General features: G+C 53.1%; 26 protein-coding genes and 3 tRNA genes. 16 read left to right on the forward strand and 13 right to left on the reverse strand.

Annotation, left to right across the window (positions count from 1 at the left end; translation table 11 throughout):
• Nucleotides 1-43 precede the first annotated feature (43 nt).
• Nucleotides 44-1,024, forward strand: a complete 981-nt coding sequence (locus C2U41_RS00110; RefSeq protein WP_032170067.1) for an IS5-like element ISKpn26 family transposase — start codon at nucleotides 44-46, stop codon at nucleotides 1,022-1,024.
• On the forward strand, nucleotides 1,006-1,212 hold the full coding sequence (locus C2U41_RS29910) for a hypothetical protein (protein ID WP_308457702.1): 207 nt from the start codon (nucleotides 1,006-1,008) through the stop codon (nucleotides 1,210-1,212). The genes C2U41_RS00110 and C2U41_RS29910 overlap by 19 nt, the downstream gene beginning before the upstream one ends.
• Before the next feature lie 62 nt (nucleotides 1,213-1,274).
• Here the strand turns inward: C2U41_RS29910 and C2U41_RS00120 are convergent, their stop codons facing one another.
• From C2U41_RS00120 to C2U41_RS00140, 5 genes are all read right to left on the reverse strand, one after another.
• Nucleotides 1,275-1,766: a DUF2501 domain-containing protein gene (locus C2U41_RS00120; protein WP_003830016.1), complete on the reverse strand. Its 492-nt coding sequence runs from the start codon at nucleotides 1,764-1,766 to the stop codon at nucleotides 1,275-1,277.
• Nucleotides 1,767-1,836: 70 nt separating this feature from the next.
• Complete coding sequence (dnaC, locus tag C2U41_RS00125; RefSeq protein WP_003019133.1) at nucleotides 1,837-2,574, reverse strand: DNA replication protein DnaC; 738 nt, start codon at nucleotides 2,572-2,574, stop codon at nucleotides 1,837-1,839.
• 2 nt (nucleotides 2,575-2,576) lie between these two features.
• Nucleotides 2,577-3,116 (reverse strand): primosomal protein DnaT, encoded by a 540-nt coding sequence (gene dnaT / locus C2U41_RS00130; protein ID WP_003019130.1) that lies wholly within the window; start codon nucleotides 3,114-3,116, stop codon nucleotides 2,577-2,579.
• A 123-nt stretch (nucleotides 3,117-3,239) separates the two neighbouring features.
• Nucleotides 3,240-3,713 carry a threonine/serine exporter gene (locus tag C2U41_RS00135; protein WP_003019127.1) on the reverse strand — a complete coding sequence of 158 codons (474 nt, stop codon included), beginning with the start codon at nucleotides 3,711-3,713 and terminating at the stop codon, nucleotides 3,240-3,242.
• Nucleotides 3,704-4,480: a threonine/serine ThrE exporter family protein gene (locus tag C2U41_RS00140; protein ID WP_103849259.1), complete on the reverse strand. Its 777-nt coding sequence runs from the start codon at nucleotides 4,478-4,480 to the stop codon at nucleotides 3,704-3,706. Before C2U41_RS00140 ends, C2U41_RS00135 begins: the two co-directional genes overlap by 10 nt.
• A 421-nt stretch (nucleotides 4,481-4,901) precedes the next feature.
• Here C2U41_RS00140 and C2U41_RS00150 point away from each other — a divergent pair.
• Together C2U41_RS00150 and C2U41_RS00155 are read left to right on the forward strand one after the other, a co-directional pair.
• Nucleotides 4,902-5,599, forward strand: a protein-coding gene (locus C2U41_RS00150) for an IS1-like element IS1B family transposase (RefSeq protein WP_095033700.1) whose coding sequence is annotated in 2 segments (ribosomal slippage) — nucleotides 4,902-5,151 and nucleotides 5,151-5,599 — 699 coding nt in all. Because the reading frame shifts where the segments join, the coding sequence is not laid out codon by codon here.
• A gap of 243 nt (nucleotides 5,600-5,842) precedes the next feature.
• Entirely contained in the window at nucleotides 5,843-6,079 is a 237-nt protein-coding gene (locus C2U41_RS00155; RefSeq protein WP_072144002.1) for a DUF1435 domain-containing protein, read from the forward strand.
• Nucleotides 6,080-6,119: 40 nt separating this feature from the next.
• Here the strand turns inward: C2U41_RS00155 and C2U41_RS00160 are convergent.
• From C2U41_RS00160 to rsmC, 4 genes are all read right to left on the reverse strand, one after another.
• A tRNA-Leu gene (locus tag C2U41_RS00160) sits at nucleotides 6,120-6,205 on the reverse strand.
• Nucleotides 6,206-6,237: 32 nt separating this feature from the next.
• Nucleotides 6,238-6,323 (reverse strand) — tRNA-Leu (locus tag C2U41_RS00165).
• Between the two features lie 28 nt (nucleotides 6,324-6,351).
• Nucleotides 6,352-6,438: transfer RNA gene (locus C2U41_RS00170), tRNA-Leu, on the reverse strand.
• 221 nt (nucleotides 6,439-6,659) lie between these two features.
• Nucleotides 6,660-7,691 (reverse strand): 16S rRNA (guanine(1207)-N(2))-methyltransferase RsmC, encoded by a 1,032-nt coding sequence (gene rsmC / locus C2U41_RS00175; RefSeq protein WP_103848343.1) that lies wholly within the window; start codon nucleotides 7,689-7,691, stop codon nucleotides 6,660-6,662.
• 103 nt (nucleotides 7,692-7,794) lie between these two features.
• Here rsmC and holD point away from each other — a divergent pair, with 103 nt between their 5' ends.
• The 8 genes from holD to C2U41_RS00215 all read left to right on the forward strand — a co-directional run bounded on the left by holD (nucleotide 7,795) and on the right by C2U41_RS00215 (nucleotide 14,183).
• Nucleotides 7,795-8,208: a DNA polymerase III subunit psi gene (gene holD / locus C2U41_RS00180; RefSeq protein WP_003837254.1), complete on the forward strand. Its 414-nt coding sequence runs from the start codon at nucleotides 7,795-7,797 to the stop codon at nucleotides 8,206-8,208.
• Nucleotides 8,177-8,623, forward strand: coding sequence for a ribosomal protein S18-alanine N-acetyltransferase (gene rimI, locus C2U41_RS00185; RefSeq protein ID WP_003019092.1), 447 nt, complete (start codon nucleotides 8,177-8,179; stop codon nucleotides 8,621-8,623). Before holD ends, rimI begins: the two co-directional genes overlap by 32 nt.
• Nucleotides 8,624-8,637: 14 nt before the next feature.
• Complete coding sequence (yjjG, locus tag C2U41_RS00190) at nucleotides 8,638-9,318, forward strand: pyrimidine 5'-nucleotidase (RefSeq protein ID WP_003019088.1); 681 nt, start codon at nucleotides 8,638-8,640, stop codon at nucleotides 9,316-9,318.
• Nucleotides 9,319-9,410: 92 nt separating this feature from the next.
• Complete coding sequence (gene prfC / locus C2U41_RS00195; RefSeq protein WP_003019086.1) at nucleotides 9,411-11,000, forward strand: peptide chain release factor 3; 1,590 nt, start codon at nucleotides 9,411-9,413, stop codon at nucleotides 10,998-11,000.
• Nucleotides 11,001-11,308: 308 nt separating this feature from the next.
• Nucleotides 11,309-11,926, forward strand: coding sequence for a molecular chaperone OsmY (gene osmY / locus C2U41_RS00200; protein ID WP_003845622.1), 618 nt, complete (start codon nucleotides 11,309-11,311; stop codon nucleotides 11,924-11,926).
• A gap of 127 nt (nucleotides 11,927-12,053) precedes the next feature.
• Nucleotides 12,054-12,215: a DUF1328 domain-containing protein gene (locus tag C2U41_RS00205; protein ID WP_003019081.1), complete on the forward strand. Its 162-nt coding sequence runs from the start codon at nucleotides 12,054-12,056 to the stop codon at nucleotides 12,213-12,215.
• A 121-nt stretch (nucleotides 12,216-12,336) separates the two neighbouring features.
• On the forward strand, nucleotides 12,337-13,410 hold the full coding sequence (locus C2U41_RS00210; RefSeq protein WP_003837277.1) for a patatin-like phospholipase family protein: 1,074 nt from the start codon (nucleotides 12,337-12,339) through the stop codon (nucleotides 13,408-13,410).
• Nucleotides 13,407-14,183, forward strand: coding sequence for a metal-dependent hydrolase (locus tag C2U41_RS00215; protein ID WP_103848344.1), 777 nt, complete (start codon nucleotides 13,407-13,409; stop codon nucleotides 14,181-14,183). The genes C2U41_RS00210 and C2U41_RS00215 overlap by 4 nt, the downstream gene beginning before the upstream one ends.
• Nucleotides 14,184-14,219: 36 nt before the next feature.
• On the opposite strand, the gene C2U41_RS00220 is transcribed toward C2U41_RS00215, so the two are convergent.
• Together C2U41_RS00220 and C2U41_RS00225 are read right to left on the reverse strand one after the other, a co-directional pair.
• Nucleotides 14,220-15,083, reverse strand: coding sequence for a YjjW family glycine radical enzyme activase (locus tag C2U41_RS00220; RefSeq protein ID WP_103848345.1), 864 nt, complete (start codon nucleotides 15,081-15,083; stop codon nucleotides 14,220-14,222).
• Nucleotides 15,055-16,605, reverse strand: a complete 1,551-nt coding sequence (locus tag C2U41_RS00225; RefSeq protein ID WP_103848346.1) for a YjjI family glycine radical enzyme — start codon at nucleotides 16,603-16,605, stop codon at nucleotides 15,055-15,057. Before C2U41_RS00225 ends, C2U41_RS00220 begins: the two co-directional genes overlap by 29 nt.
• Nucleotides 16,606-16,866: 261 nt before the next feature.
• On the opposite strand from C2U41_RS00225, the gene deoC reads away from it, so the two are divergent.
• The 4 genes from deoC (at nucleotide 16,867) to deoD (ending at nucleotide 21,179) form a co-directional block, all read left to right on the forward strand.
• A complete protein-coding gene (gene deoC, locus C2U41_RS00230) occupies nucleotides 16,867-17,646 on the forward strand; it encodes a deoxyribose-phosphate aldolase (RefSeq protein WP_003019042.1) in 780 nt (259 codons plus the stop codon).
• Nucleotides 17,647-17,758: 112 nt separating this feature from the next.
• A complete protein-coding gene (deoA, locus tag C2U41_RS00235) occupies nucleotides 17,759-19,081 on the forward strand; it encodes a thymidine phosphorylase (protein WP_003019040.1) in 1,323 nt (440 codons plus the stop codon).
• Nucleotides 19,082-19,132: 51 nt separating this feature from the next.
• Entirely contained in the window at nucleotides 19,133-20,356 is a 1,224-nt protein-coding gene (deoB, locus tag C2U41_RS00240) for a phosphopentomutase (RefSeq protein ID WP_003019037.1), read from the forward strand.
• Between the two features lie 103 nt (nucleotides 20,357-20,459).
• A complete protein-coding gene (deoD, locus tag C2U41_RS00245) occupies nucleotides 20,460-21,179 on the forward strand; it encodes a purine-nucleoside phosphorylase (protein ID WP_000224864.1) in 720 nt (239 codons plus the stop codon).
• A gap of 150 nt (nucleotides 21,180-21,329) precedes the next feature.
• Here the strand turns inward: deoD and lplA are convergent, their stop codons facing one another.
• A complete protein-coding gene (gene lplA, locus C2U41_RS00250) occupies nucleotides 21,330-22,346 on the reverse strand; it encodes a lipoate--protein ligase LplA (protein WP_003019035.1) in 1,017 nt (338 codons plus the stop codon).
• 37 nt (nucleotides 22,347-22,383) lie between these two features.
• On the reverse strand, nucleotides 22,384-23,025 hold the full coding sequence (locus tag C2U41_RS00255) for a YtjB family periplasmic protein (RefSeq protein ID WP_003845629.1): 642 nt from the start codon (nucleotides 23,023-23,025) through the stop codon (nucleotides 22,384-22,386).

The raw sequence follows: 23,025 nt of genomic DNA on the forward strand, positions 1-23,025 counted from the left end.
TGAGATCATCATATTCATCCGGAGCGCATCCCAGAGGGACATCATGAGCCATCAACTCACCTTCGCCGATAGTGAATTCAGCACTAAGCGCCGTCAGACCCGAAAAGAGATTTTCCTCTCCCGCATGGAGCAGATTCTGCCATGGCAGAATATGACCGCTGTCATCGAGCCGTTTTATCCCAAGGCGGGCAATGGCCGACGGCCCTATCCGCTGGAGACCATGCTGCGTATTTACTGCATGCAGCATTGGTACAACCTGAGCGACGGTGCCATGGAAGATGCCCTGTACGAAATCGCCTCCATGCGCCTGTTTGCCCGATTATCCCTGGATAGCGCCCTGCCGGATCGCACCACCATCATGAATTTCCGCCACCTGCTCGAGCAGCATCAACTGGCCCGTCAATTGTTCAAGACCATCAATCGCTGGCTGGCCGAAGCAGGCGTCATGATGACCCAAGGCACTTTGGTGGATGCCACCATCATTGAGGCACCCAGCTCTACCAAGAACAAAGAGCAGCAACGCGATCCGGAGATGCATCAGACCAAGAAAGGCAATCAGTGGCACTTTGGCATGAAGGCCCACATTGGTGTCGATGCCAAGAGTGGCCTGACCCACAGCCTAGTTACCACCGCGGCCAACGAGCATGACCTCAATCAGCTGTGTAATCTGCTTCATGGAGAGGAGCAATTTGTCTCAGCCGATGCCGGCTACCAAGGAGCGCCACAGCGCGAGGAGCTGGCCGAGGTGGATGTTGACTGGCTGATCGCCGAGCGTCCCGGCAAGGTAAAAACCTTGAAGCAGCATCCGCGCAAGAACAAAACGGCCATCAACATCGAATACATGAAAGCCAGCATCCGTGCCAAGGTGGAGCACCCGTTTCGCATCATCAAGCGGCAGTTCGGCTTCGTGAAAGCCAGATACAAGGGGCTGCTGAAAAACGATAACCAACTGGCGATGTTATTCACCCTGGCCAACCTGTTTCGGGTGGACCAAATGATACGTCAGTGGGAGAGATCTCAGTAAAAACCGGAAATAACGCCAGAAATGGTGGAAAAAATAGCCTAAATAGGCTGATTCGATGTGTTTGCGGGAAAAAAATCGGCCCAGATCCGCGAAATTTTAATCAGCGAGTCAGCTTGGGAAGAAATGACCTGCTTATTCGCACCTTCCTTAGATATGCGCGTTTTTGTGGGGAATTACTATTTATTTGAAATGTGAATGTATTGACGGAAATAAATAGATGCCGCGCAGGTTATACGCGGCGTGTCGTGCGTCAGGAAATGAAGTTCATGCCCTGTTTTAACACCAGATCGCAGGCCTTGGTTTTAACCTGTTTCGCCAGCGAGCTGTTGCCAATCGTGTTCAGGTCCAGCTGTTGACCATCTTTGGCGTTGAGCAGACCCTGAATCCCGTCCATATAGTTGGTGTCTTGCTTCTGCTCAGGAGCACTGAGCCCCAGTTTATCCAGCACCTGGTTTTTCACGTTTTGCGTGTCGGTGACCGAGGCCAGCTTCTGTTTCGCGCAATATTCCAGGATCCCGGCGGCGTTATTCATGCTGCTGGAGGTCAACGACTGATTGCTGCCATTCAGCAGGCTGGTCAGGGAAGAGAGCGACGAGCTGCTTTGCGAGCCGGAGCTTTGTTTGCTTAGCTCACTGGCCGCGCTGGAGAGCGAATCCTGCCAGGAGGCGGCGAAAACGCTGGTGGAGATGAGCGTGCTGGCGGCAAGCGCACAGCACAGCAGACGTTTGGTAGTTTTCATCATTATTTGCAACTCGTGTTATGCCTTTTCAGCGCAGTATAGCGCTGGCAGTCTTAGGAGTGGTCCTAATACGTTAATACTCTTTACCGGTGACCCGACTACGGTAGCTTTCCCAGTTAAAAATGACCCACAGGCTGTTGCCAAGGCGCATACGATCCATCACGCGCTCGCCCAACAGCTTGTTCATTTCATCCATATTGCTGTTAGTTAACATGCCGGTCGGACGTTTTGAGGATGAACGGCGATCGACAATTTGATTAATAATCACTTTTTCATAGCGGGATTCGGTCTGCATGCCGATCTCGTCGATCACCAGCAGATCCACATTGCTCAGATCGTTGAGTAGCTGTTCTTCGCTGGTTTCACGATTGCTGAACGTTTCTTTCATCGCCGACATGATATCGGCCACGGTAATGATCAGTACCGACTTGCCGCGCAATAGCAGTTCGTTGCAGATGGCGGCGGCCAGATGGTTTTTGCCGGTGCCGGGTTTGCCGGAGAAGATAAAGCTGGCGATGTTGCCGTCAAACTCTTCAACGTATTGGCGGGCTTTGCTCAGGGCGTTCATCTGACCTTCGCACTCTACCCGATAGTTTTCGAACGAACAGTTCTGATGCAGCGGACGGATACCGGATCGGTTGAATGTGCGCTGCATTTTCATGGCCCGGTTTTCGCGGGCCAGCGCTGCGGCACGAATTTCACCTTGCTCTTTTTGCCATGCCAGCAGCTCCTCGCCCGTTTTAAAGGCGGGCTCGACATTAGGTGGCATCATTTTTTGCAGACGTTTCATCAGGTCGCCAACGTTTTTCATCGTTATCCTCTAAAACCCGGTGGAATGTGGCTGTCAGGTTCACTGACGCTGTTCACATCGCGCTTTGGCATTCCGCCATTGCTGGCCCGTCCAATCTGAATGCTTCGCGCCAGTTTTTGCTGCCACTGAATATGGTGAAAGACTTTGCCTTCAGCCTGCCAGTAGGCAACAAATGAGGCCAGTTCTTCAGCAGTAACCGGCTCTCGCAACGCTACGCCCCATAAAGCGGCCTGACGCTGAAAGTCGGCATCAGGCTGCCAGGCAGCGTACATCGCAAATTTCCCCATTGGCACGGCAACGGGAGCGGTTTGCGGCTCTTCATAAAATTGATCATCCAATGTCACATCGCTTCCCGGGCGTGACAGTTTCTCCTCAAGCGCCAACAGCTCAGCCAGTCTCGCAGGCGTCACCGCGTAAAACGCTGGTGCATTGTTAGCGAATACGGCTACGGCGCCACCCGCAGACTTGGCCAGCACAGCGTGGTGATCGTGTAATAAGGCGTCAATGCTCGTGACGTCTGGCGTCAAAATTTTGCAGGGCATAATGTTTCTCAATACTGAACAACAACCGAGAAGGGGACTGCTTTTATAGTAACACAGAGAAGAAGGAGAGCAGCAGGTGAGGGGAGATTCCCCTCTCTGCACGGTATTAAAGAAAGTGCACCGTTAAACGCGTGGACGTTTGCGATACAGCCATAATCCTGGCACGGACAGACCGATGGAGAGCGCACCGACAATCGATGAGGCTTTCAGGAAGTTGGTCAGCAGGGTAATCATCAGCACTTCGCTGTAACCGAAATGGCCGATTTTTACCGCTGAGATCATGGCTGTGTAGGCGGAGATCCCCGGAAACATAGGGATCACTGCCGCGACGGTGAAGACTTTCGGATGCGCCAGATACCAGCGCGACCACTGGATCCCAATGCAGCCGACCAGCAGCGACGCCATAAATGTTGACCATTCAATATTAAACCCTGCGGTCATCATCACCATTCGTGAGCCGTGACCGAGTGCGCCGAGTAATGCGCACCATGGGAGCGCCCGATGGGGGACATTGAATACCATGGCAAAGCCAAGCGCCGGGATCGCTGACAGGATCATATCCTGCATCAGCGCCAGTATGAAATCGATCACGCCCATCCGCGCAGCCCCCATAAGGTCATCGACACGATCACGCCAATACAGGTCGCCAACGTAAGCAGACTGGCAATAGCCCAGCGAGCGAGTCCGGTATTAATGTGTCCCTTAAACATATCCGCGACGGAGTTGATCAACGGAAAGCCCGGAACCAGCAGTAGCACGCTGGCGGCCATAGCGATAGTCGGAGTATTGCTAAAGGTCGGCAACGTCAGCAGCAAACCTGAAATGGTGGTCGCCACAAAGGCGGTGATGCAAAAATTGATTTGCGGATGCAAATGCCGGGATGCCAGTATCTGGCGGATATACATCGCCACCATGCTGGCAAGAAAGGTGATCACCGCACCATCCCATCCGCCGTTATTGAGTTTACAAAAACAGGCGCAGGATAAACCGACCATCAGGGCGACCAGCCATCTTGGATAGCGCAGTGGTTTAATCTGGCTAAAGCGTTTCTCTACGCCTTTAACATCCAGCAGTTTATGTTCCGCCAAAATGACAATGTGCTGCACTTCCGTCACGACGTGCATATTAATGCCGCGATCCTGATTTTTTCGCGTTGATGTCAGGCATTGCCCGTCTTTAATGGTGGTCAGGACGATAGCGTTAGAGGAGATAGCGCTTTCTACACTATCCATGCCAAGCGCCAGCCCGAGGCGGGTGGATAACTCGTCAACCAGCGCGCTTTCTGCCCCATGCTGAAGTAAAAAAAGACCGCATTGAATACATAACCGTGTAACCGTTCGCTGTGACGACTGCTCTGTTTGCATGGTTCGCTCTGACTGAAAAGGATCTCTTTGAGTGACGAATGTTTACTTTTATCATGAAGCATGAGCCCGCTGGCTCTGGCTAAGATCAATCTTTGTGTCGAAAAAAGACACCGACGATACGGTTATGGCATATTAACACTTCCCACTCGCCGAGGTATGAGAGGGCGCATGACTGTAATGTAGCGTTATTTACCCGGATGGCAAATACATAAGCCATGCTAACGATCTATTGTAGTTATTTTAATTTTACAAATAACGTATTTATGCGTAATCATGTAATAATAGCTTGACAGTTTGGCTTTATCTGGATTGTAGTGCCAATACTTTTATTTTAATAAACGCCAAGGATAAGCAATTCACCCCGTTGGTGATGCTGCCAACTTACTGATTTAGTGTATGATGGTGTTTTTGAGGTGCTCCAGTGGCTTCTGTTTCTATCAGCTGTCCCTCCTGTTCAGCTACTGACGGGGTGGTGCGTAACGGCAAAAGCACCGCCGGACATCAGCGCTATCTCTGCTCTCACTGCCGTAAAACATGGCAACTGCAGTTCACTTACACCGCTTCTCAACCCGGTACGCACCAGAAAATCATTGATATGGCCATGAATGGCGTTGGATGCCGGGCAACCGCCCGCATTATGGGCGTTGGCCTCAACACGATTTTCCGCCATTTAAAAAACTCAGGCCGCAGTCGGTAACCTCGCGCATACAGCCGGGCAGTGACGTCATCGTCTGCGCGGAAATGGACGAACAGTGGGGATACGTCGGGGCTAAATCGCGCCAGCGCTGGCTGTTTTACGCGTATGACAGGCTCCGGAAGACGGTTGTTGCGCACGTATTCGGTGAACGCACTATGGCGACGCTGGGGCGTCTTATGAGCCTGCTGTCACCCTTTGACGTGGTGATATGGATGACGGATGGCTGGCCGCTGTATGAATCCCGCCTGAAGGGAAAGCTGCACGTAATCAGCAAGCGATATACGCAGCGAATTGAGCGGCATAACCTGAATCTGAGGCAGCACCTGGCACGGCTGGGACGGAAGTCGCTGTCGTTCTCAAAATCGGTGGAGCTGCATGACAAAGTCATCGGGCATTATCTGAACATAAAACACTATCAATAAGTTGGAGTCATTACCGTACGAAGGTGTGTTGGTAAATAAAACAAATAACGAACGGGGTATCATTCGCAGAGGTTTTTATTGTTTTTAGTTGAAGAGCTAACCGGTGAGCAATTTATCACCTTGGGTTATTCATGTCATCAATCGTTAAGTAAAACTCATATAATTGATAGTGCTTCACGGCTGACAAATGAGAAATTTTATCATATGATATTGGTTATCATTATCAGTGTCATAGGTGGAATCATGTTGCAACGTACGCTGGGCAGTGGATGGGGTGTTCTGCTGCCGGGAATGCTGATTGCCGGGATGGCATATAGCGAGCTGTCGGTCTACGTATGGAAGGTGATGATTGTATTAGGATTACTACTGACTTCGCTCATGTTGTACCACAAGCGTTTACGGCACTTTGTTTTGTTACCTTCATGCGCGGCGCTGATTGGTGGCATTGTTCTGGTAATAATGAACTGGAATCAGGGATGAACAAAACTAGAGAAGGAAATCGAGAGGGAAATAAGATAATTGGTGCGAGGGGGGGGACTCGAACCCCCACATCCTAAGGACACTAACACCTGAAGCTAGCGCGTCTACCAATTCCGCCACCTTCGCACAGTCATCTTATTTGTTTGATATCGCCTCGTTGGTGCGAGGGGGGGGACTCGAACCCCCACATCCTAAGGACACTAACACCTGAAGCTAGCGCGTCTACCAATTCCGCCACCTTCGCCCAGTGCGAGCAATATCAACGTGGATTATGGTGCGAGGGGGGGGACTTGAACCCCCACGTCCGAAAGGACACTAACACCTGAAGCTAGCGCGTCTACCAATTCCGCCACCTTCGCATACCATCGACACTCAAAAAGTATCGTTACCACGGAGGCGAATTCTAGAGATTTTATGCAGGGCGTCAACTGTTAATTATCGAACTTAACGTGATTGCCGAAAAAAAAGGCGTTTCTTCTGCTTTGGCGTTTTATGCAGGCCGGATAAGCGATAGCGCCATCCGGCGTTGCTCGGTGTCACGCCAGATGGCGGCGTAAACGCCTTATCTGGCCTACAGCGGTTAGGCTTTTTTCGCCTGGCGCGTCATGATGGTGCGATAGACCTTAAAGCGCCCGGTCTGCGCGATAACTTCGTGGAAGCCAAACACTTCATCCAGAACCTTCGGATAAGGCAGGAAGGCGTTTGCCACGATACGCAGTTCACCGCTACTGTTCAGATGACGCACGGCGCCGCGAATCAGCGTTTGCGCGGCATCAAGGCTGGTCTGCATTCCGTCGTGGAACGGTGGGTTGGAGATGATCATATCAAATCGGCCCGTTACGTCAGAAAAGACGTTACTGGCGATGACGTCACCTTCAATGCCATTGGCTGCAAGCGTTGCGCGGCTTGCTTCAACGGCGGCGGCGCTAACATCGCACAGGGTTAAGCGCACTTTCGGCGAGTGGCTGGCCAAGGCGACGGAGAGAACGCCTGCGCCACAGCCGACATCCAGCACTTTGCCTTTGGTGTGCGGCGTCAGCGTGGAGAGCAGCAGTTGGCTGCCAACATCCAGGCCGTCACGGCTGAAGACGCCCGGCAGCGTTTTGATGGTCAGATTTTCTGTCTGGTATTCATCCCAGTATTTTTCTGCATCAAAGACCGGCTGTTTTTCCAGACGACCGTGGTACAGGCCACAGCGACGTGCGCTGTCGACTTTGTTTAACGGTGCGTATTCGGCCAGCATCTGCTCTGCGCTACGTACGCCGCTGCGATTCTCACCGACAACAAAAATATCGGTGCCAACCGGTAACAGCGACAGAATGTTCATCAACTGGAACTGGGCTTCCGGCTTATTCTTCGGCCAGTAGTAGATCAGCGTATCGCTATCGGCAACGTCATCGGCCTGCGCGATGAGGCTGAAGCGGACGTTGTCGCCCATCTGGCGGTTAAGCACCTGCCAGTGGTGAAGTTGCTGAGTGTGCGCTCGGCTGGCGGCGCTTTCAAAATGGGCAGGCAGGTCATCCTGCAAATCACCGGCAAACAGAATACGGCTTTGTTCGAAATCATCACTGTGGCGCAGCAAGACTTCACTTGCCGGGGTAAAAGCAGACATGGAATGCTCCTTAAATTGTACAGCGGGGGATTATAGTTGTTTGATGGCACGGATTCGACAAATTTGCTATATTTGCGCCCCTGATAGACAGGAGTGTTTCGCTATGACATCCCGACGAGACTGGCAGTTACAGCAACTGGGCATTACGCAGTGGTCGTTGCGTCGTCCTGGCGCACTGCAGGGCGAGATCGCGATTTCCATTCCTGCGCATGTCCGTTTGGTGATGGTTGCTGCACAGTTACCCGCGCTAACCGAACCATTGATGAGCGATATTTTACGCGCATTAACCGTCAGCCCGGATCAGGTTTTACAACTGACGCCTGACCGTGTCGCCATGCTGCCGCAAGGCAGTCGCTGTAATAGCTGGCGGCTGGGAACCGAAGAGCCGCTGCTGCTGGAGGGCGCTCAGGTCGAGAGTCCTGCGTTTAATGAATTACGGGAAAACCCAGCGGCACGCGCCGCGTTATGGCAACAAATCTGCGCATATGAACACGATTTCTTCCCTCGAACCGACTGATTTACCCGCAGCATTTCATATTGAAAAACGCGCCCACGCTTTTCCGTGGAGTGAAAAAACATTTGCCAGCAACCAGGGCGATCGCTATCTCAATTTTCAGTTGAGGGTTGATGACGTGATGGCGGCTTTTGCGATTACGCAGGTCGTGCTGGATGAAGCTACGCTGTTCAATATTGCAGTCGATCCTGACTTTCAGCGCCGTGGGCTGGGGCGTGAGCTGTTGGAGCATTTGATCGATGAGCTGGAAAAGCGTGGCATTTTGACGCTGTGGCTTGAAGTGCGCGCCTCGAATGCGGCCGCTATCGCGCTGTACGAAAGCTTAGGCTTTAACGAGGCGACGATCCGTCGCAACTACTATCCAACGGCTGATGGTCACGAAGACGCCATCATCATGGCGTTGCCAATCAGCATGTAAGACAAGGTGTAATGATGAAGAAGTGGGACTGGATTTTCTTTGATGCCGACGAAACGCTGTTTACATTTGACTCGTTTACCGGCTTACAGCGGATGTTTCTCGACTATAGCATTACCTTTACCGCTGAAGATTTTCAGGACTACCAGGCCGTGAATAAACCGCTGTGGGTGGATTACCAAAACGGCGCGATTACCTCATTACAACTGCAGCATGCCCGTTTTCAGAGCTGGGCCGAACGCCTGAAGGTTGAACCGGGCCAGCTTAATGATGCATTCATCAATGCGATGGCGGAGATCTGCTCGCCGTTGCCGGGGGCGGTTTCTCTGCTCAATGCGATTCGTGATAAAGCGAAAATCGGCATCATTACTAACGGCTTTACCGCGTTGCAGCAAATCCGCCTTGAGCGGACGGGGCTGCGCGATTATTTCGATCTGCTGGTGATTTCTGAGCAGGTTGGGGTGGCAAAACCTGATTCCCGTATTTTTGACCATGCGCTGGAGCAGGCGGGCAATCCTGACCGTTCTCGCGTGCTAATGGTGGGTGACACCGCAGAGTCCGATATTCTTGGCGGCATTAACGCCGGGCTATCCACCTGCTGGCTAAATACGCACCACCGCGAGCAGCCAGCGGGCATTCAGCCGACCTGGACCGTAGCGTCATTAAGCGAACTGGAGCAGCTCCTGTGTAAACACTGATTGCCTCCCCCCCGTTGATGGGTAAAATAGCCGCAATTTTTCGTATTCAACTTGCCCGGCCCGTTGCCGTGCTTACCTAAGAAGATTTGACTATGACGTTGTCTCCTTATTTGCAAGAGGTGGCCAAACGCCGCACTTTTGCCATTATTTCTCACCCGGATGCCGGTAAAACGACAATTACTGAAAAGGTACTGTTATTCGGACAGGCCATTCAGACCGCCGGTACGGTAAAAGGCCGTGGCTCCAGCCAGCATGCAAAATCTGACTGGATGGAAATGGAAAAGCAACGTGGTATCTCCATTACCACCTCTGTGATGCAGTTTCCGTATCATGACTGCCTGGTGAACCTGCTGGACACCCCGGGGCACGAAGACTTCTCCGAAGATACCTATCGTACTCTGACGGCGGTGGACTGCTGTCTGATGGTTATCGATGCTGCAAAAGGCGTTGAAGATCGTACCCGTAAGCTGATGGAAGTTACCCGTCTGCGCGATACGCCGATCCTGACCTTTATGAACAAACTCGACCGTGACATCCGCGATCCGATGGAGCTGCTGGATGAAGTTGAGAACGAACTGAAAATCGGCTGTGCGCCGATCACCTGGCCGATTGGCTGCGGTAAGTTGTTCAAAGGTGTCTACCACCTTTATAAAGATGAAACTTACCTGTATCAGACCGGTAAAGGCCACACCATTCAGGAAGTGCGTGTTGTTAAAGGTCTTAACAACCCGGAACTTGATACTGCCGTGGGTGAAGACCTGGCGCAGCAGCTGCGTGACGAGCTGGAGCTGGTGCAGGGCGCGTCCAACGAGTTCGACCATGAGTTGTTCCTTGCGGGCGAAATCACCCCGGTCTTCTTCGGTACCGCGTTGGGTAACTTCGGCGTTGACCATATGCTGGATGGCTTAGTGGAGTGGGCGCCTGCGCCGATGCCGCGTAAAACCGACACCCGCGTCGTCGAAGCCTCAGAAGAGAAGTTCACCGGTTTCGTGTTTAAAATTCAGGCCAACATGGACCCGAAACACCGTGACCGTGTGGCGTTCATGCGTGTGGTATCCGGCAAGTATGAGAAAGGCATGAAAATGCGCCAGGTGCGCATTGGTAAAGACGTGGTGATCTCCGACGCACTCACCTTTATGGCCGGTGACCGTTCTCATGTGGAAGAAGCGTATCCGGGCGATATTCTCGGCCTGCATAACCACGGCACAATCCAGATCGGCGATACCTTTACCCAAGGCGAAATGATGAAGTTCACCGGTATTCCGAACTTCGCGCCGGAGCTGTTCCGTCGTATTCGCCTGAAGGATCCATTGAAGCAGAAACAGCTGCTGAAAGGGCTGGTTCAGCTTTCAGAAGAGGGTGCAGTGCAGGTATTCCGTCCGATCGCCAACAACGATCTGATCGTCGGTGCGGTGGGTGTGCTGCAGTTTGACGTGGTGGTTTCACGTCTGAAGAGCGAGTACAACGTTGAAGCGATTTATGAATCCGTCAACGTGGCGACTGCACGCTGGGTAGAATGTTCTGACGTGAAGAAATTCGAAGAATTTAAGCGTAAGAACGAAATTCAGCTGGCGCTGGATGGCGGCGATAACCTCACCTATATCGCGCCAACCATGGTTAACCTGAATCTCACCCAGGAACGTTACCCGGACGTTCAGTTCCGTAAAACACGCGAACACTAATCGACCTTCCAGGGCACGGTATCCGCCGTGCCCTGCAACTTTCCCTGTCTTTTAAATCCCTTGCGGAATGTTCTTAAAACTACGCGTTTTTCTTTTGTTTGCCTGTTTTTCAGTCAAATTGGGCAGCGATCACGAAATCCTGAACTATATTTAACAATGTGATGACATAAATATCGGCGTTAAATGCTTTTTAGGCTGCCTGTTGCAGCTTCTATTGCTGATATTTATTCCACTTACAAAATTAGTTGCTGGTTCAGGCCGTGTAACGGCAGAGCCTGGCTTTTAGCAAAACATACAGGAATACATCGATGACAATGACAGGACTTAAGATTTCTAAAACGCTGCTGGCCGTGATGCTGACCTCCGCTGTTGCAACGGGTTCTGCTTATGCAGAAAACGCCACGACGGATAAAGCGCAATCCGGCGTCGAAAGTGCGGGGCAGAAAGTCGATAGCTCTATGAACAAAGTCGGTAATTTCATGGATGACAGCACCATCACCGCGAAAGTAAAAGCCGCGCTGGTGGACCACGATAGCATTAAGAGCACCGATATTTCCGTCAAGACCGATCAGAAAGTAGTAACGCTAAGCGGCTTTGTTGAAAGCCAGGCGCAGGCTGAAGAAGCGGTGAAAGTGGCGAAAGGCGTTGAGGGTGTGACCTCCGTTAGCGACAAACTGCACGTGCGTGATAGTAAAGAAACCTCCGTTAAAGGTTATGCGGGCGATACGGCAATCACTAGTGAAGTAAAAGCCAAGCTGCTGGCCGATGATATTGTCCCATCCCGCAAAGTGAAAGTTGAAACCACCGATGGTGTGGTACAGCTTTCAGGAACCGTTGAATCACAAGCTCAAAGCGATCGCGCTGAGAGCATCGCCAAAGCGATTGATGGCGTGAAAAGCGTTAAAAACGATCTCAAAACTCACTAATTAGACTTAATTCGCCCTCCTGACGTTTGTCGGGAGGCGTATTGTGCACCACACTGAAAATATCGCCGATGGGTAGCCTGAGCGCTCATATCAAGCGGTGAAATTAACTATGGTAAAGGAGAAGCATATGTTTCGATGGGGCATCATATTTCTGGTTATCGCGTTAATTGCCGCTGCACTGGGTTTTGGTGGACTGGCGGGTACCGCTGCAGGCGCAGCGAAAATTGTTTTTGTGGTGGGTATCATTCTGTTTCTGGTCAGCCTGTTTACCGGGCGTAAACGACCCTAGTACGTAAACCGTAAAGATAACTTGCTACTGAGCCAGTCCAGCGGACTGGCTTTTACGGTTTTAGCTGCAGGCAATTTGCGTTACTTTGTTGTCCTATTACAAAAACAACAGGAAGGCAGAGGTGGGGCAGAGAATACCCGTCACGCTCGGTAATATCGCGCCGTTATCGTTACGTCCGTTTCAACCAGGCAGTATGGCGCTGGTGTGCGAGGGCGGGGGACAAAGAGGCATCTTCACCGCAGGCGTACTGGATGAATTCATGCGCGCGCAGTTCAATCCCTTTGATCTCTTCTACGGGACGTCCGCTGGTGCGCAAAACCTTTCAGCTTATCTCTGTAACCAGCCCGGTTACGGTCGTAAAGTCATCATGCGTTACACTACCCGACGTGAGTTTTTTGACCCGGTGCGCTTTGTGCGCGGGGGAAACTTAATCGATCTCGACTGGCTGGTGGATTCGACCTCGTCCCAAATGCCGCTGGCGATGGACAACGCTGAGCGCTTGTTTGCCGCAGGGAAAGCGTTTTATATGTGCGCCTGTCGGGGTGATGACTACACGCCGGGCTATTTTTCGCCGAACCGGCAAAACTGGCTCGATCTTATTCGTGCCTCCAGCGCGATTCCCGGGTTCTACCGCACAGGGGTTGTGCTGGACGGCGTGAATTACCTGGATGGGGGCGTCAGCGACGCCATTCCCGTGCAGGAAGCGGCGAAGCAGGGGGCGAAAACGCTGGTGGTTATCCGCACTGTGCCTTCGCAAATGTATTACACCCCGCAGTGGTTCAAGCGTATGGAACGCTGGCTGGGCGAAAGCAGCCTGCAACCACTGTTGAATCTGGTGCAGCACCATGAAGCCACCTATCGCGCGATTCAGAGCTTTATTGAGAAACCGCCGGGCAAGCTGCGTATCTTTGAGATCTACCCTCCCAAACCGCTCCATAGCATGGCGTTGGGAAGCCGTATTCCGGCCTTGCGGGAAGACTACAAAACCGGACGCCTGTGCGGTCGTTACTTCCTCGCTACCGTCGGCAAACTGCTGGGGAAAAACGTGCCGCTGCCTCGTCAGACGCCGAAGATTGTGGTGCCGGGACCGGTGGTGGTTCCTCCCGCGCCGGTGGCCAACGATGCCCACGCGCCGGTGGTGGCCAATGCGCCTCAGGCCAACGATACAACGTTTAATAATGAGGATTTGGCGTGAGTTATCGTTTTATCGATACGCACTGTCACTTTGATTTCCCGCCGTTTACCGGCGATGAACCTGCCAGCATTCAGCACGCGGCGGAGGTTGGTGTACAGAGCATTATCGTTCCGGCCACCCAGGCGGCGAATTTTTCCCGTGTACTGGCGTTAGCGGAAAATTATCCTCCATTATTTGCCGCGCTTGGTCTACATCCCATTGTTATTGAACAACATAGTGATGACTGCCTGGACCAGTTGCAACAGGTGCTGGATAAGCGCCCACAAAAGCTGGTGGCGGTAGGTGAGATTGGATTGGATCTGTATCGCGACGTTCCGCAATTCGACAAGCAAGAGCGGGTGCTGGAAGCGCAACTTAAGCTGGCGAAGCGGTACGAACTGCCGGTGATCCTGCATTCGCGACGCACGCATGACAAGCTGGCGATGTACCTTAAACGCCATGCTTTGCCACGAACAGGCGTGGTGCATGGGTTTTCCGGGAGCGTGCAGCAGGCCGAACGCTTTGTGCAACTGGGATACAAAATTGGCGTGGGCGGCACCATTACCTATCCGCGCGCCAGTAAAACCCGCGAAGTAATGGCGCAGCTGCCGCTCGAGTCGCTGTTGCTGGAAACCGACGCGCCGGATATGCCGCTCAACGGCTTTCAGGGGCAGCCTAATCGCCCGGAGCAGGTAGTCAGAGTCTTTGACGTCTTATGCGAACTGCGCCCGGAACCTGCGGACGTGATCGCTGACGCGCTGTATCGTAATACCACGGCGTTGTTTGATTTTTGAATTCCGGATGCGGCGCTATTGCATCGCATCCGGCTATCACAGGTACAGCGCCGGAAAAATCAAATTATCCACCCCGCGTTCGCGCAATCTTTGCGCCAGGTGTTCCACATCCTCCGGCGTGGCGCTCGGCCAGTCTTTCGCTTCGCCATACACCCCGTGCGCATGAAAGGCATTCAGCCGTACCGGCACGTCACCTGAACCTCTGATAAACGCCGCCAGCGCATCAATATGCTGTAGATAATCCACCTGACCAGGGATAACCAGCAGGCGCAGTTCCGCAAGTTTCCCTTGCCCGGACAGAAAGGTAATGCTTTGTTTAATCAGCGTGTTATCGCGACCGGTCAACTGACGATGACACGTGCTGTCCCAGGCTTTTAAATCCAGCATTACGCCGTCGCACACCGACAGCAGCTTCTGCCAGCCGGTTTCGCTCAGCATGCCATTGCTGTCGACCATACAGGTCAGGTATTGCAGTTGCGGATCGGTTTTGATCGCACGAAACAACGCCACAATAAACGGTAGCTGGGTTGTCGCTTCGCCGCCGCTGACCGTAATTCCCTCAATAAACAGTGCTGCCTTGCGAATATGCTGCAGCACCTCATCAACGCTCATGGTCTGCGCCATCGGCGTGGCCTGCTGGGGGCACATATGAAGGCAGGTGTCACACTGCTGACACAAATCAGACTGCCACCACACTTTCCCCGCGCTCAGGCTAAGCGCCTCATGCGGGCAATGCAGCACACACTCCCCGCAGTCGTTGCAGCGTCCCATCGTCCACGGATTGTGGCAGTTTTTACAGCGCAGATTACATCCCTGCAGAAACAGAGCCAGGCGACTGCCCGGCCCGTCGACGCAGGAGAAAGGGATAATCTTACTTACCGAAGCGCATCTGCTGTTCATGGCTAATCACGCGAGGTTGTCGTTCCAGAATGCGCGTATTACGCGCGGCTTCTTCGCCAAGCCAGGTGGTGTTGGTGCGAGAACCTTCGGCGCGATATTTTTCCAGATCCGACAGACGCACCATGTAACCCGTAACGCGAACCAGATCGTTGCCGCTCACGTTGGCGGTAAACTCACGCATCCCGGCTTTAAATGCGCCGAGGCACAGCTGCACCAGCGCCTGAGGATTGCTCTTGATGGTTTCATCCAGCGTGAGAATGTCGCTGATCCCCGCGTGATAAAACGCGTGATGTGGCGCGACGGTTTGCAGATGAGTAATCGGGTCTGGTTCATCGCCGTAAGGCAGGCGTGCACCCGGCGTGGTGCCGATGTCAGAACTGATCCCCGACTGTGCATGCAGCATCGCGCGCTGCTTCCAGCCATATTTCACCGGGGTGCTTTCGACAAACTCCGCCAGTTGGGCGCTGATGCGATAGCCAAGCTGATTGGCGAACTCATCTTTTCCGTAGCGCGCATTTTGTCCCGCCTTATCGCACAGTAGATTCACCGCCTCCGCCAGGCCATACATGCCGAACATAGGCACAAAACGTTCGGGATCAATCAACCCTTCCTGCACGAGGAAGCTATTCTCAAAGAAATGTGATTTTTCATAGAGGAATTCACATCGTGAATCAATGATGGCGATTTGCTGTTGGCAATAGTGCGGTAGGGTGCGCGTAAAGAAGTCATCGACAGAGGCGCTGCGCTCTGCGATGGCTTTCAGATTAAGCCTGACCAGCGTGCTACCACCCCCGGCGAGCGGCAAAGAGTTGTAACAGCTGACGACGCCATACTGACTTTTTGTGAAAATTTTATCATTTTCAGGGCCATTGGAAATATGCGGCTTACTGCACTCGCAGATATTTTTCGCCACGCTGAGCAGCAGATCGTCAGGTGTGATTTGCGGGTCATAAATGAATGTCAGATTAGGCGAAACCTGCTTTAACTCTGCATCTGCGCGTAAAATTGCACGGGTAACTGGAGTATCGGTGGGGCCGATATTGGCATGCATAAACGCGTCTGGCAGGGTTCTGTCGAGATAACGCCAGAAACGTTTTATTCGAATATCGATCTCTTCTTGTGTTAGAATTCTAACATACGGTTGCAGCAGAGCATCGAGCTGGCCGAGATAAACCGGCATCGACGTCACTGACGGAACGTGGTGGTACAGGATGGTGAGTAAGGATAACGCGTCATCAAGATCGCTGGCGCCTTCCAGCTCCAGCCACGATGAACCATTGGCCAGAAAACGCGCGTAATCGGGTAAAACGTAGCGCGGTTTGAACGGGGCATGACCTTCGTACATATCGCAGATTACCCCATCATCCAGCGCCTGACGTGCCTGTGCAGGTAGTTGCGGATAAGGCAGCGCGTTTTCAGCTTCCAGCGCCAGAAAGTGGCGTTTCTGCTCAGGGCTGAGCACCGGGCTGGTCACGATTTGTTGGCAACGCTGTTGCAGCGCGAGTTCGCTTGAAGTGGGCATCGTTGATTCCTTTTTGTCCCGAAGGTGTAACGCCATTGTAGAAAGCAACGCCGCCACAACCTTTGATCCGGATGCGCCTGATGCCACGGCATCCCTTTAGAAAAGGTAATTTATTTGAAGTAGATCTCATTAGAGTAATGCAAATCTGTATGTGGTTTTCATTAACTGTGATGTATATCGAAGTGTAATAGCGAGCGGATGTTAGAATACTAACAAACTCGCAAGGTGAAATTTTATACGGCGATGCCGTTGGAGAATGTTATGACCGATTTAACAGCAAGCAGCCTGCGTGCACTGAAACTGATGGACCTGACCACCCTGAATGACGACGACACCAATGAAAAAGTGATCGCGCTGTGTCATCAGGCGAAGACCCCGGTTGGCAACACTGCCGCAATCTGTATCTATCCGCGTTTCATCCCTATTGCGCGTAAGACTCTGAAAGAGCAGGGTACGCCGGACATCCGCATTGCAACCGTCACCAACTTCCCGCACGGCAACGACGACATCGAGATTGCGCTGGCGGAAACCCGCGCGGCGATCGCCTACGGTGCCGATGAAGTTGACGTGGTGTTCCCGTACCGTGCGCTGATCGCCGGTAACGAGCAGATTGGTTTTGATCTGGTTAAAGCTTGCAAAGACGCGTGTGCGGCGGCAAACGTGCTGCTGAAAGTGATCATCGAAACCGGTGAGCTGAAAGAAGAAGCACTGATTCGCAAAGCATCTGAAATCTCCATCAAAGCCGGTGCTGATTTCATCAAAACGTCTACCGGTAAAGTGCCGGTCAATGCGACGCCGGAAAGCGCACGCATCATGATGGAAGTGATCCGCGACATGGGTGTTTCTAAAACTGTAGGTTTCAAACCGGCTGGCGGCGTGCGTACTGCAGAAGATGCACAGCAGTTCCTGGCGATTGCCGATGAACTGTTTGGCGCTGACTGGGCTGATTCTCGTCACTACCGTTTTGGCGCATCCAGCCTGCTGGCTAGCTTGCTGAAAGCGCTGGGTCACGGCGACGGCAAGAGCGCAAGCAGCTACTAAGCCCGTAGGCCGGATAAGGCGCAGCCGCCATCCGGCATTAAGACGACTGCCGGGTGGCGCGTTGCTTACCCGGCTTACAACGGCCTTCTACTCTTTTCCCCTGGGGGTTACCGTGTTTCTCGCACAAGAAATTATTCGTAAAAAACGTGATGGTCATACGCTGAGCGATGAAGAAATTCGTTTCTTTATCAATGGCATTCGCGACAATACCATTTCTGAAGGGCAAATCGCCGCCCTGGCGATGACCATTTTTTTCCACGATATGACAATGCCTGAGCGTGTTTCGCTGACCATGGCAATGCGTGATTCAGGAACCGTGCTGGACTGGAAAAGCCTGCAGTTGAACGGCCCGATTGTGGATAAACACTCTACCGGCGGCGTAGGTGACGTAACGTCACTGATGTTAGGCCCGATGGTTGCTGCGTGCGGCGGCTATATTCCGATGATCTCCGGGCGTGGCCTGGGGCATACCGGCGGTACGCTCGATAAACTGGAAGCGATTCCTGGATTTGACATCTTCCCGGACGACGCGCGTTTCCGTGAAATTATTAAAGACGTGGGTGTGGCGATTATTGGGCAAACCAGCTCGCTCGCACCGGCGGATAAACGTTTTTATGCCACCCGCGATATTACCGCGACGGTGGATTCCATCCCGCTGATTACCGGTTCCATTCTGGCGAAAAAACTGGCGGAAGGGCTGGATGCGCTGGTGATGGATGTGAAAGTGGGCAGCGGTGCTTTTATGCCGACCTACGAGCTTTCTGAAGCCCTTGCTGAAGCGATTGTCGGCGTGGCAAACGGTGCGGGTGTACGTACCACCGCGCTGTTAACTGATATGAACCAGGTGTTGGCCTCCAGCGCAGGTAACGCGGTCGAAGTCCGCGAAGCGGTGCAGTTCCTGACCGGTGAATACCGCAATCCACGTCTGTTAGACGTCACCATGGCGCTGTGCGTGGAAATGCTGATCTCCGGCAACCTGGCGAAAGATGACGCCGAAGCCCGTGCGAAATTGCAGACGGTGCTGGATAACGGCAAAGCAGCAGAGATTTTTGGTCGCATGGTGGCGGCGCAAAAAGGCCCGACCGATTTCGTCGAAAATTATGCGAAGTACCTGCCGACGGCAATGCTCAGCAAAGCGGTATATGCTGATACCGAAGGCTTTGTCAGCGCGATGGATACCCGTGCGCTGGGAATGGCGGTTGTTTCCATGGGTGGCGGCCGTCGTCAGGCATCGGACACCATTGATTACAGCGTTGGCTTTAGCGATATGGCGCGTCTGGGCGACAGCGTAGACGGACAGCGCCCACTGGCGGTGATCCACGCCAAAGACGAAGCCAGCTGGCAGGAAGCGGCGAAAGCGGTCAAAGCGGCAATTAGCCTTGACGATAAAGCGCCAGAAATTACACCGACAGTCTATCGTCGTATTACCGAATAACTGTATACTGATCTGATCGCTTTTTTGCGGCGCAGATGTATGGAGAACAAGATGAAACGTGCATTTATTATGGTGCTGGACTCCTTTGGTATTGGTGCGACTGAAGATGCGGATCGCTTTGGCGACGTAGGTTCAGACACTATGGGACATATTGCAGAAGCCTGTGCGAAAGGTGAAGCTGACAATGGTCGCAAAGGTCCACTGAATCTGCCTAACCTGACCCGTCTGGGCCTGGTGAAAGCTCACGAAGGTTCTACTGGTAAAATTGCTGCTGGCATGGACGGCAACGCGGAAGTGATTGGTGCCTACGCATGGGCGCATGAACTTTCTTCCGGGAAAGACACGCCGTCTGGCCACTGGGAAATCGCGGGTGTTCCGGTTCTGTTTGACTGGGGATATTTCTCCGATCACGAAAACAGCTTCCCGCAAGAACTGCTGGATAAACTGGTAAAACGTGCCAACCTGCCGGGCTACCTCGGCAACTGCCACTCTTCCGGTACCGTGATCCTGGATCAACTGGGTGAAGAGCATATGAAAACCGGCAAGCCGATTTTCTATACCTCCGCTGACTCCGTGTTCCAGATTGCCTGCCACGAAGAGACTTTTGGCCTGGATAAGCTCTATGAGCTGTGCGAAATCGCCCGTGAAGAGCTGACCGAAGGTGGTTACAACATCGGTCGTGTTATCGCCCGTCCGTTTATCGGCGATAAAGCCGGTAACTTCCAGCGTACCGGTAACCGTCACGATCTGGCCGTTGAGCCGCCAGCACCGACCGTGTTGCAGAAACTGGTCGACGAGAAAGACGGTCACGTGGTTTCCGTCGGTAAAATCGCGGATATCTACGCTAACTGCGGCATCACCAAAAAAGTGAAAGCCACCGGTCTGGACGCGTTGTTCGACGCCACCATCAAAGAGATGAAAGAAGCCGGTGATAAGACCATCGTCTTCACCAACTTCGTTGATTTCGACTCTTCCTGGGGACATCGTCGCGATATCGCCGGTTATGCTGCGGGCCTGGAACTGTTCGACCGCCGTTTGCCTGAGTTGATGGAGCTGGTGGGTGAAGATGACATTCTGATCCTGACCGCTGACCACGGCTGCGACCCAAGCTGGACCGGCACTGACCATACCCGTGAGCACATTCCGGTACTGGTTTACGGCCCGAAAGTGAAACCAGGTTCTTTAGGTCACCGTGAAACCTTCGCGGATATCGGTCAGACGCTGGCGAGCTACTTTGGTACGTCGCCGATGGACTACGGTAAAAATATGCTCTGATGCAATTGCCCGGTGGCGCTTCGCTTACCGGGCCTACGGTTTTGTAGGCCGGGTAAGGCGCAGCCGCCACCCGGCAAAAACAACAATATAAAAGGAACTGAAGATGGCAACTCCACATATTAATGCAGAAATGGGTGATTTCGCTGACGTCGTATTGATGCCGGGCGACCCGCTGCGTGCAAAGCATATTGCTGAAACTTTCCTCGAAGATGTTCGTGAAGTGAACAACGTTCGCGGCATGTTAGGCTTCACCGGTACTTACAAAGGCCGTAAGATCTCCGTAATGGGCCACGGTATGGGTATCCCGTCCTGCTCCATCTACACCAAAGAGCTGATCACCGACTTCGGCGTGAAGAAAATCATTCGCGTAGGCTCCTGCGGCGCTGTGCGTATGGACGTTAAACTGCGTGACGTGGTTATCGGTATGGGTGCTTGCACCGACTCCAAAGTTAACCGTATCCGTTTTAAAGATCATGACTTTGCAGCTATTGCTGACTTCGACATGGTGCGTAACGCAGTTGATGCGGCAAAAGCGCTGGGTGTAGACGCTCGCGTTGGCAACCTGTTCTCCGCTGACCTGTTCTACTCTCCGGACGGTGAAATGTTCGACGTGATGGAAAAATACGGCGTGCTGGGCGTGGAAATGGAAGCGGCGGGTATCTACGGCGTGGCGGCGGAATTCGGTGCGAAAGCGCTGACCATCTGCACCGTATCCGACCATATCCGTACCCACGAGCAGACCACTGCCGCTGAGCGTCAGACGACCTTCAACGACATGATCAAAATCGCACTGGAATCCGTTCTGCTGGGCGATAAAGAGTAAGTTTTGTTGTGGCCCGGAGGCGCTGCGCTGGCTGGGCCTACGGGAATGCCGCTATTAATGCCTGATGGCGCTTCGCTTATCAGGCCTACGGGAGCGGTCTTGTAGGCCGGATAAGGCGCAGCCGCCATCAGGCAATTCGCCACTAATCGCTTAGCGCACGGCCTTCGCTACCCAAGCAGCCAACTCACGCAACTCGCTTTCCTGATCTGGATACTCCGCAAGCAGCGCTTCACAAGTCTGCTGTAAAATATCGGCGCGATACTGGCAGCCCTGTAGTCGTTCTGCCAGTACTTCCAGCGGCGCAGGATTGAGGCTATCGGTGTAGACTTGGGTGCGGGTAATCACGCCTTTTTCGACGTCGAAATGCAGCTCAACGCCACCCCAGGTGAAACGTTCGTCCAGTAAATGTGAAAAAGCAGGCGCCTGACCAAAATTCCACTCCCAACTGCTCTGGCGGGCAAAGGTTTCGGCGAAGTTCGGCAGATCCGGCGCTTTGTCTGGGGAGATGATCTCGGCTTCTACGCGTTCGCCGTAGTGGGCAAAAAAGGCTTCCGTGATGGCCTGACAGACCTGTTGATGAGTGATGCCCGGTAACAGCTCGGTCAAATTCGCTACGCGCGAGCGAACCGAAGTGATGCCTTTGGCGGCAAGTTTCTTTTTATCGGGATTGAGATAGTTTGCCAGGCGGCTGAGATCGGCATTCAACAGCAGCGTGCCGTGGTGGAATCCGCGATCTTTCGTTTCCCGATAAGCAGAGCCGGAAACTTTGCGATCGCCGTCCGGCGTTTTCACCACCAAATCGTTACGCCCGGAGGCATCAGCTTCTACGCCCAGCGAATTCAGCGCATTGAGGACGATCGCGGTGGAGATGGTTTTGTCGTATTCCGGTTTACCAGCCATAAAGGTAAAGCAGGTATTGCCTAAGTCATGGAACACCGCGCCGCCACCGCTGCTGCGCCTGGCGAGCCGCACGTTGTCTTCTTCCATGCGGCGTGTATTACACTCTTTCCATGGATTTTGCGCCCGGCCAATTACCACCGTATCGGCGTTACGCCACAAGAACAGAACGCGCTGCGTGGCAGGCATCTGGCGAAAAATGCACTCTTCGACCGCGAGGTTAAACCACGGATCGTAAGAGTCTGAGATAAGCAGGCGTAGTGTTGTCATGGTTGATTTCCCTTCTGTTTTACAGTTTTTACAGCTTTTACTCTATCTTCTCGTTGTCTTCTTCCTGCACCGGTTTGTTGGCAGTGAGAAGGAAAGGAGATTGCTGCCAGCGGGTACGCTTACCTTGCAATAAGGTGCGGGTCAGCACTACACCGATTGCCAGTGACAGTAGCAGCATCAGGCGTAAGATGTTGGTGGTGTTATCCACCTGCTTGGCTTCAGTGGCAAGAGTGTGGGTATCCAGCGTCAGTCGCAGATAGCCCAGCGGACCATTTTTTCCCTGAATGGGTTCGACAATCTGCTGGTTAAAATAGCCCCCGGCTTTTTTGCCGTCGAGCGCCAGACGGTCACGAACATTGACGCTCTCACCGGTGCGCGTAATCAGGTCTCCCTGTTCGTCGTACACGCCTGCGTCCAGAATACGGCTACTCTCCGTCAACTGCGTGAGCACCGCCTTAATACGCTTTTCATCCGGCGTTTCGGTACGCATCAGCGGGGCGACGTTCAGCGTGACCTGACGGGCTAGCGTGCGGGCCAGCTCTTCGAGCTGCGGATTACGCTGCTGCTGGTGGCTTTGACTAAACCAGGAAGCCCCCTGCATCAGCGCGACGAGCAGCGCAAGGCAGGACAATACAATCACTGCACGATGAAGTCGGAATTTTAGTTTTGTGCGAGCCAT

Origin of the sequence: Citrobacter freundii complex sp. CFNIH4, from assembly GCF_002934505.1 — a bacterium.
Lineage (GTDB): Bacteria > Pseudomonadota > Gammaproteobacteria > Enterobacterales > Enterobacteriaceae > Citrobacter > Citrobacter freundii.

Excerpts from the sequence above, each read along its gene's own strand:
- C2U41_RS00110 (WP_032170067.1), top strand. The coding sequence starts at position 44 with ATGAGCCATCAACTCACCTTCGCCGATAGTGAATTCAGCACTAAGCGC.
- C2U41_RS00120 (WP_003830016.1), bottom strand. The coding sequence starts at position 1,766 with ATGATGAAAACTACCAAACGTCTGCTGTGCTGTGCGCTTGCCGCCAGC.
- dnaC (WP_003019133.1), bottom strand. The coding sequence starts at position 2,574 with ATGAAAAACGTTGGCGACCTGATGAAACGTCTGCAAAAAATGATGCCA.
- dnaT (WP_003019130.1), bottom strand. The coding sequence starts at position 3,116 with ATGCCCTGCAAAATTTTGACGCCAGACGTCACGAGCATTGACGCCTTA.
- C2U41_RS00135 (WP_003019127.1), bottom strand. The coding sequence starts at position 3,713 with ATGGGCGTGATCGATTTCATACTGGCGCTGATGCAGGATATGATCCTG.
- C2U41_RS00140 (WP_103849259.1), bottom strand. The coding sequence starts at position 4,480 with ATGCAAACAGAGCAGTCGTCACAGCGAACGGTTACACGGTTATGTATT.
- C2U41_RS00155 (WP_072144002.1), top strand. The coding sequence starts at position 5,843 with ATGTTGCAACGTACGCTGGGCAGTGGATGGGGTGTTCTGCTGCCGGGA.
- rsmC (WP_103848343.1), bottom strand. The coding sequence starts at position 7,691 with ATGTCTGCTTTTACCCCGGCAAGTGAAGTCTTGCTGCGCCACAGTGAT.
- holD (WP_003837254.1), top strand. The coding sequence starts at position 7,795 with ATGACATCCCGACGAGACTGGCAGTTACAGCAACTGGGCATTACGCAG.
- rimI (WP_003019092.1), top strand. The coding sequence starts at position 8,177 with ATGAACACGATTTCTTCCCTCGAACCGACTGATTTACCCGCAGCATTT.
- yjjG (WP_003019088.1), top strand. The coding sequence starts at position 8,638 with ATGAAGAAGTGGGACTGGATTTTCTTTGATGCCGACGAAACGCTGTTT.
- prfC (WP_003019086.1), top strand. The coding sequence starts at position 9,411 with ATGACGTTGTCTCCTTATTTGCAAGAGGTGGCCAAACGCCGCACTTTT.
- osmY (WP_003845622.1), top strand. The coding sequence starts at position 11,309 with ATGACAATGACAGGACTTAAGATTTCTAAAACGCTGCTGGCCGTGATG.
- C2U41_RS00205 (WP_003019081.1), top strand. The coding sequence starts at position 12,054 with ATGTTTCGATGGGGCATCATATTTCTGGTTATCGCGTTAATTGCCGCT.
- C2U41_RS00220 (WP_103848345.1), bottom strand. The coding sequence starts at position 15,083 with ATGAACAGCAGATGCGCTTCGGTAAGTAAGATTATCCCTTTCTCCTGC.
- C2U41_RS00225 (WP_103848346.1), bottom strand. The coding sequence starts at position 16,605 with ATGCCCACTTCAAGCGAACTCGCGCTGCAACAGCGTTGCCAACAAATC.
- deoC (WP_003019042.1), top strand. The coding sequence starts at position 16,867 with ATGACCGATTTAACAGCAAGCAGCCTGCGTGCACTGAAACTGATGGAC.
- deoB (WP_003019037.1), top strand. The coding sequence starts at position 19,133 with ATGAAACGTGCATTTATTATGGTGCTGGACTCCTTTGGTATTGGTGCG.
- deoD (WP_000224864.1), top strand. The coding sequence starts at position 20,460 with ATGGCAACTCCACATATTAATGCAGAAATGGGTGATTTCGCTGACGTC.
- lplA (WP_003019035.1), bottom strand. The coding sequence starts at position 22,346 with ATGACAACACTACGCCTGCTTATCTCAGACTCTTACGATCCGTGGTTT.
- C2U41_RS00255 (WP_003845629.1), bottom strand. The coding sequence starts at position 23,025 with ATGGCTCGCACAAAACTAAAATTCCGACTTCATCGTGCAGTGATTGTA.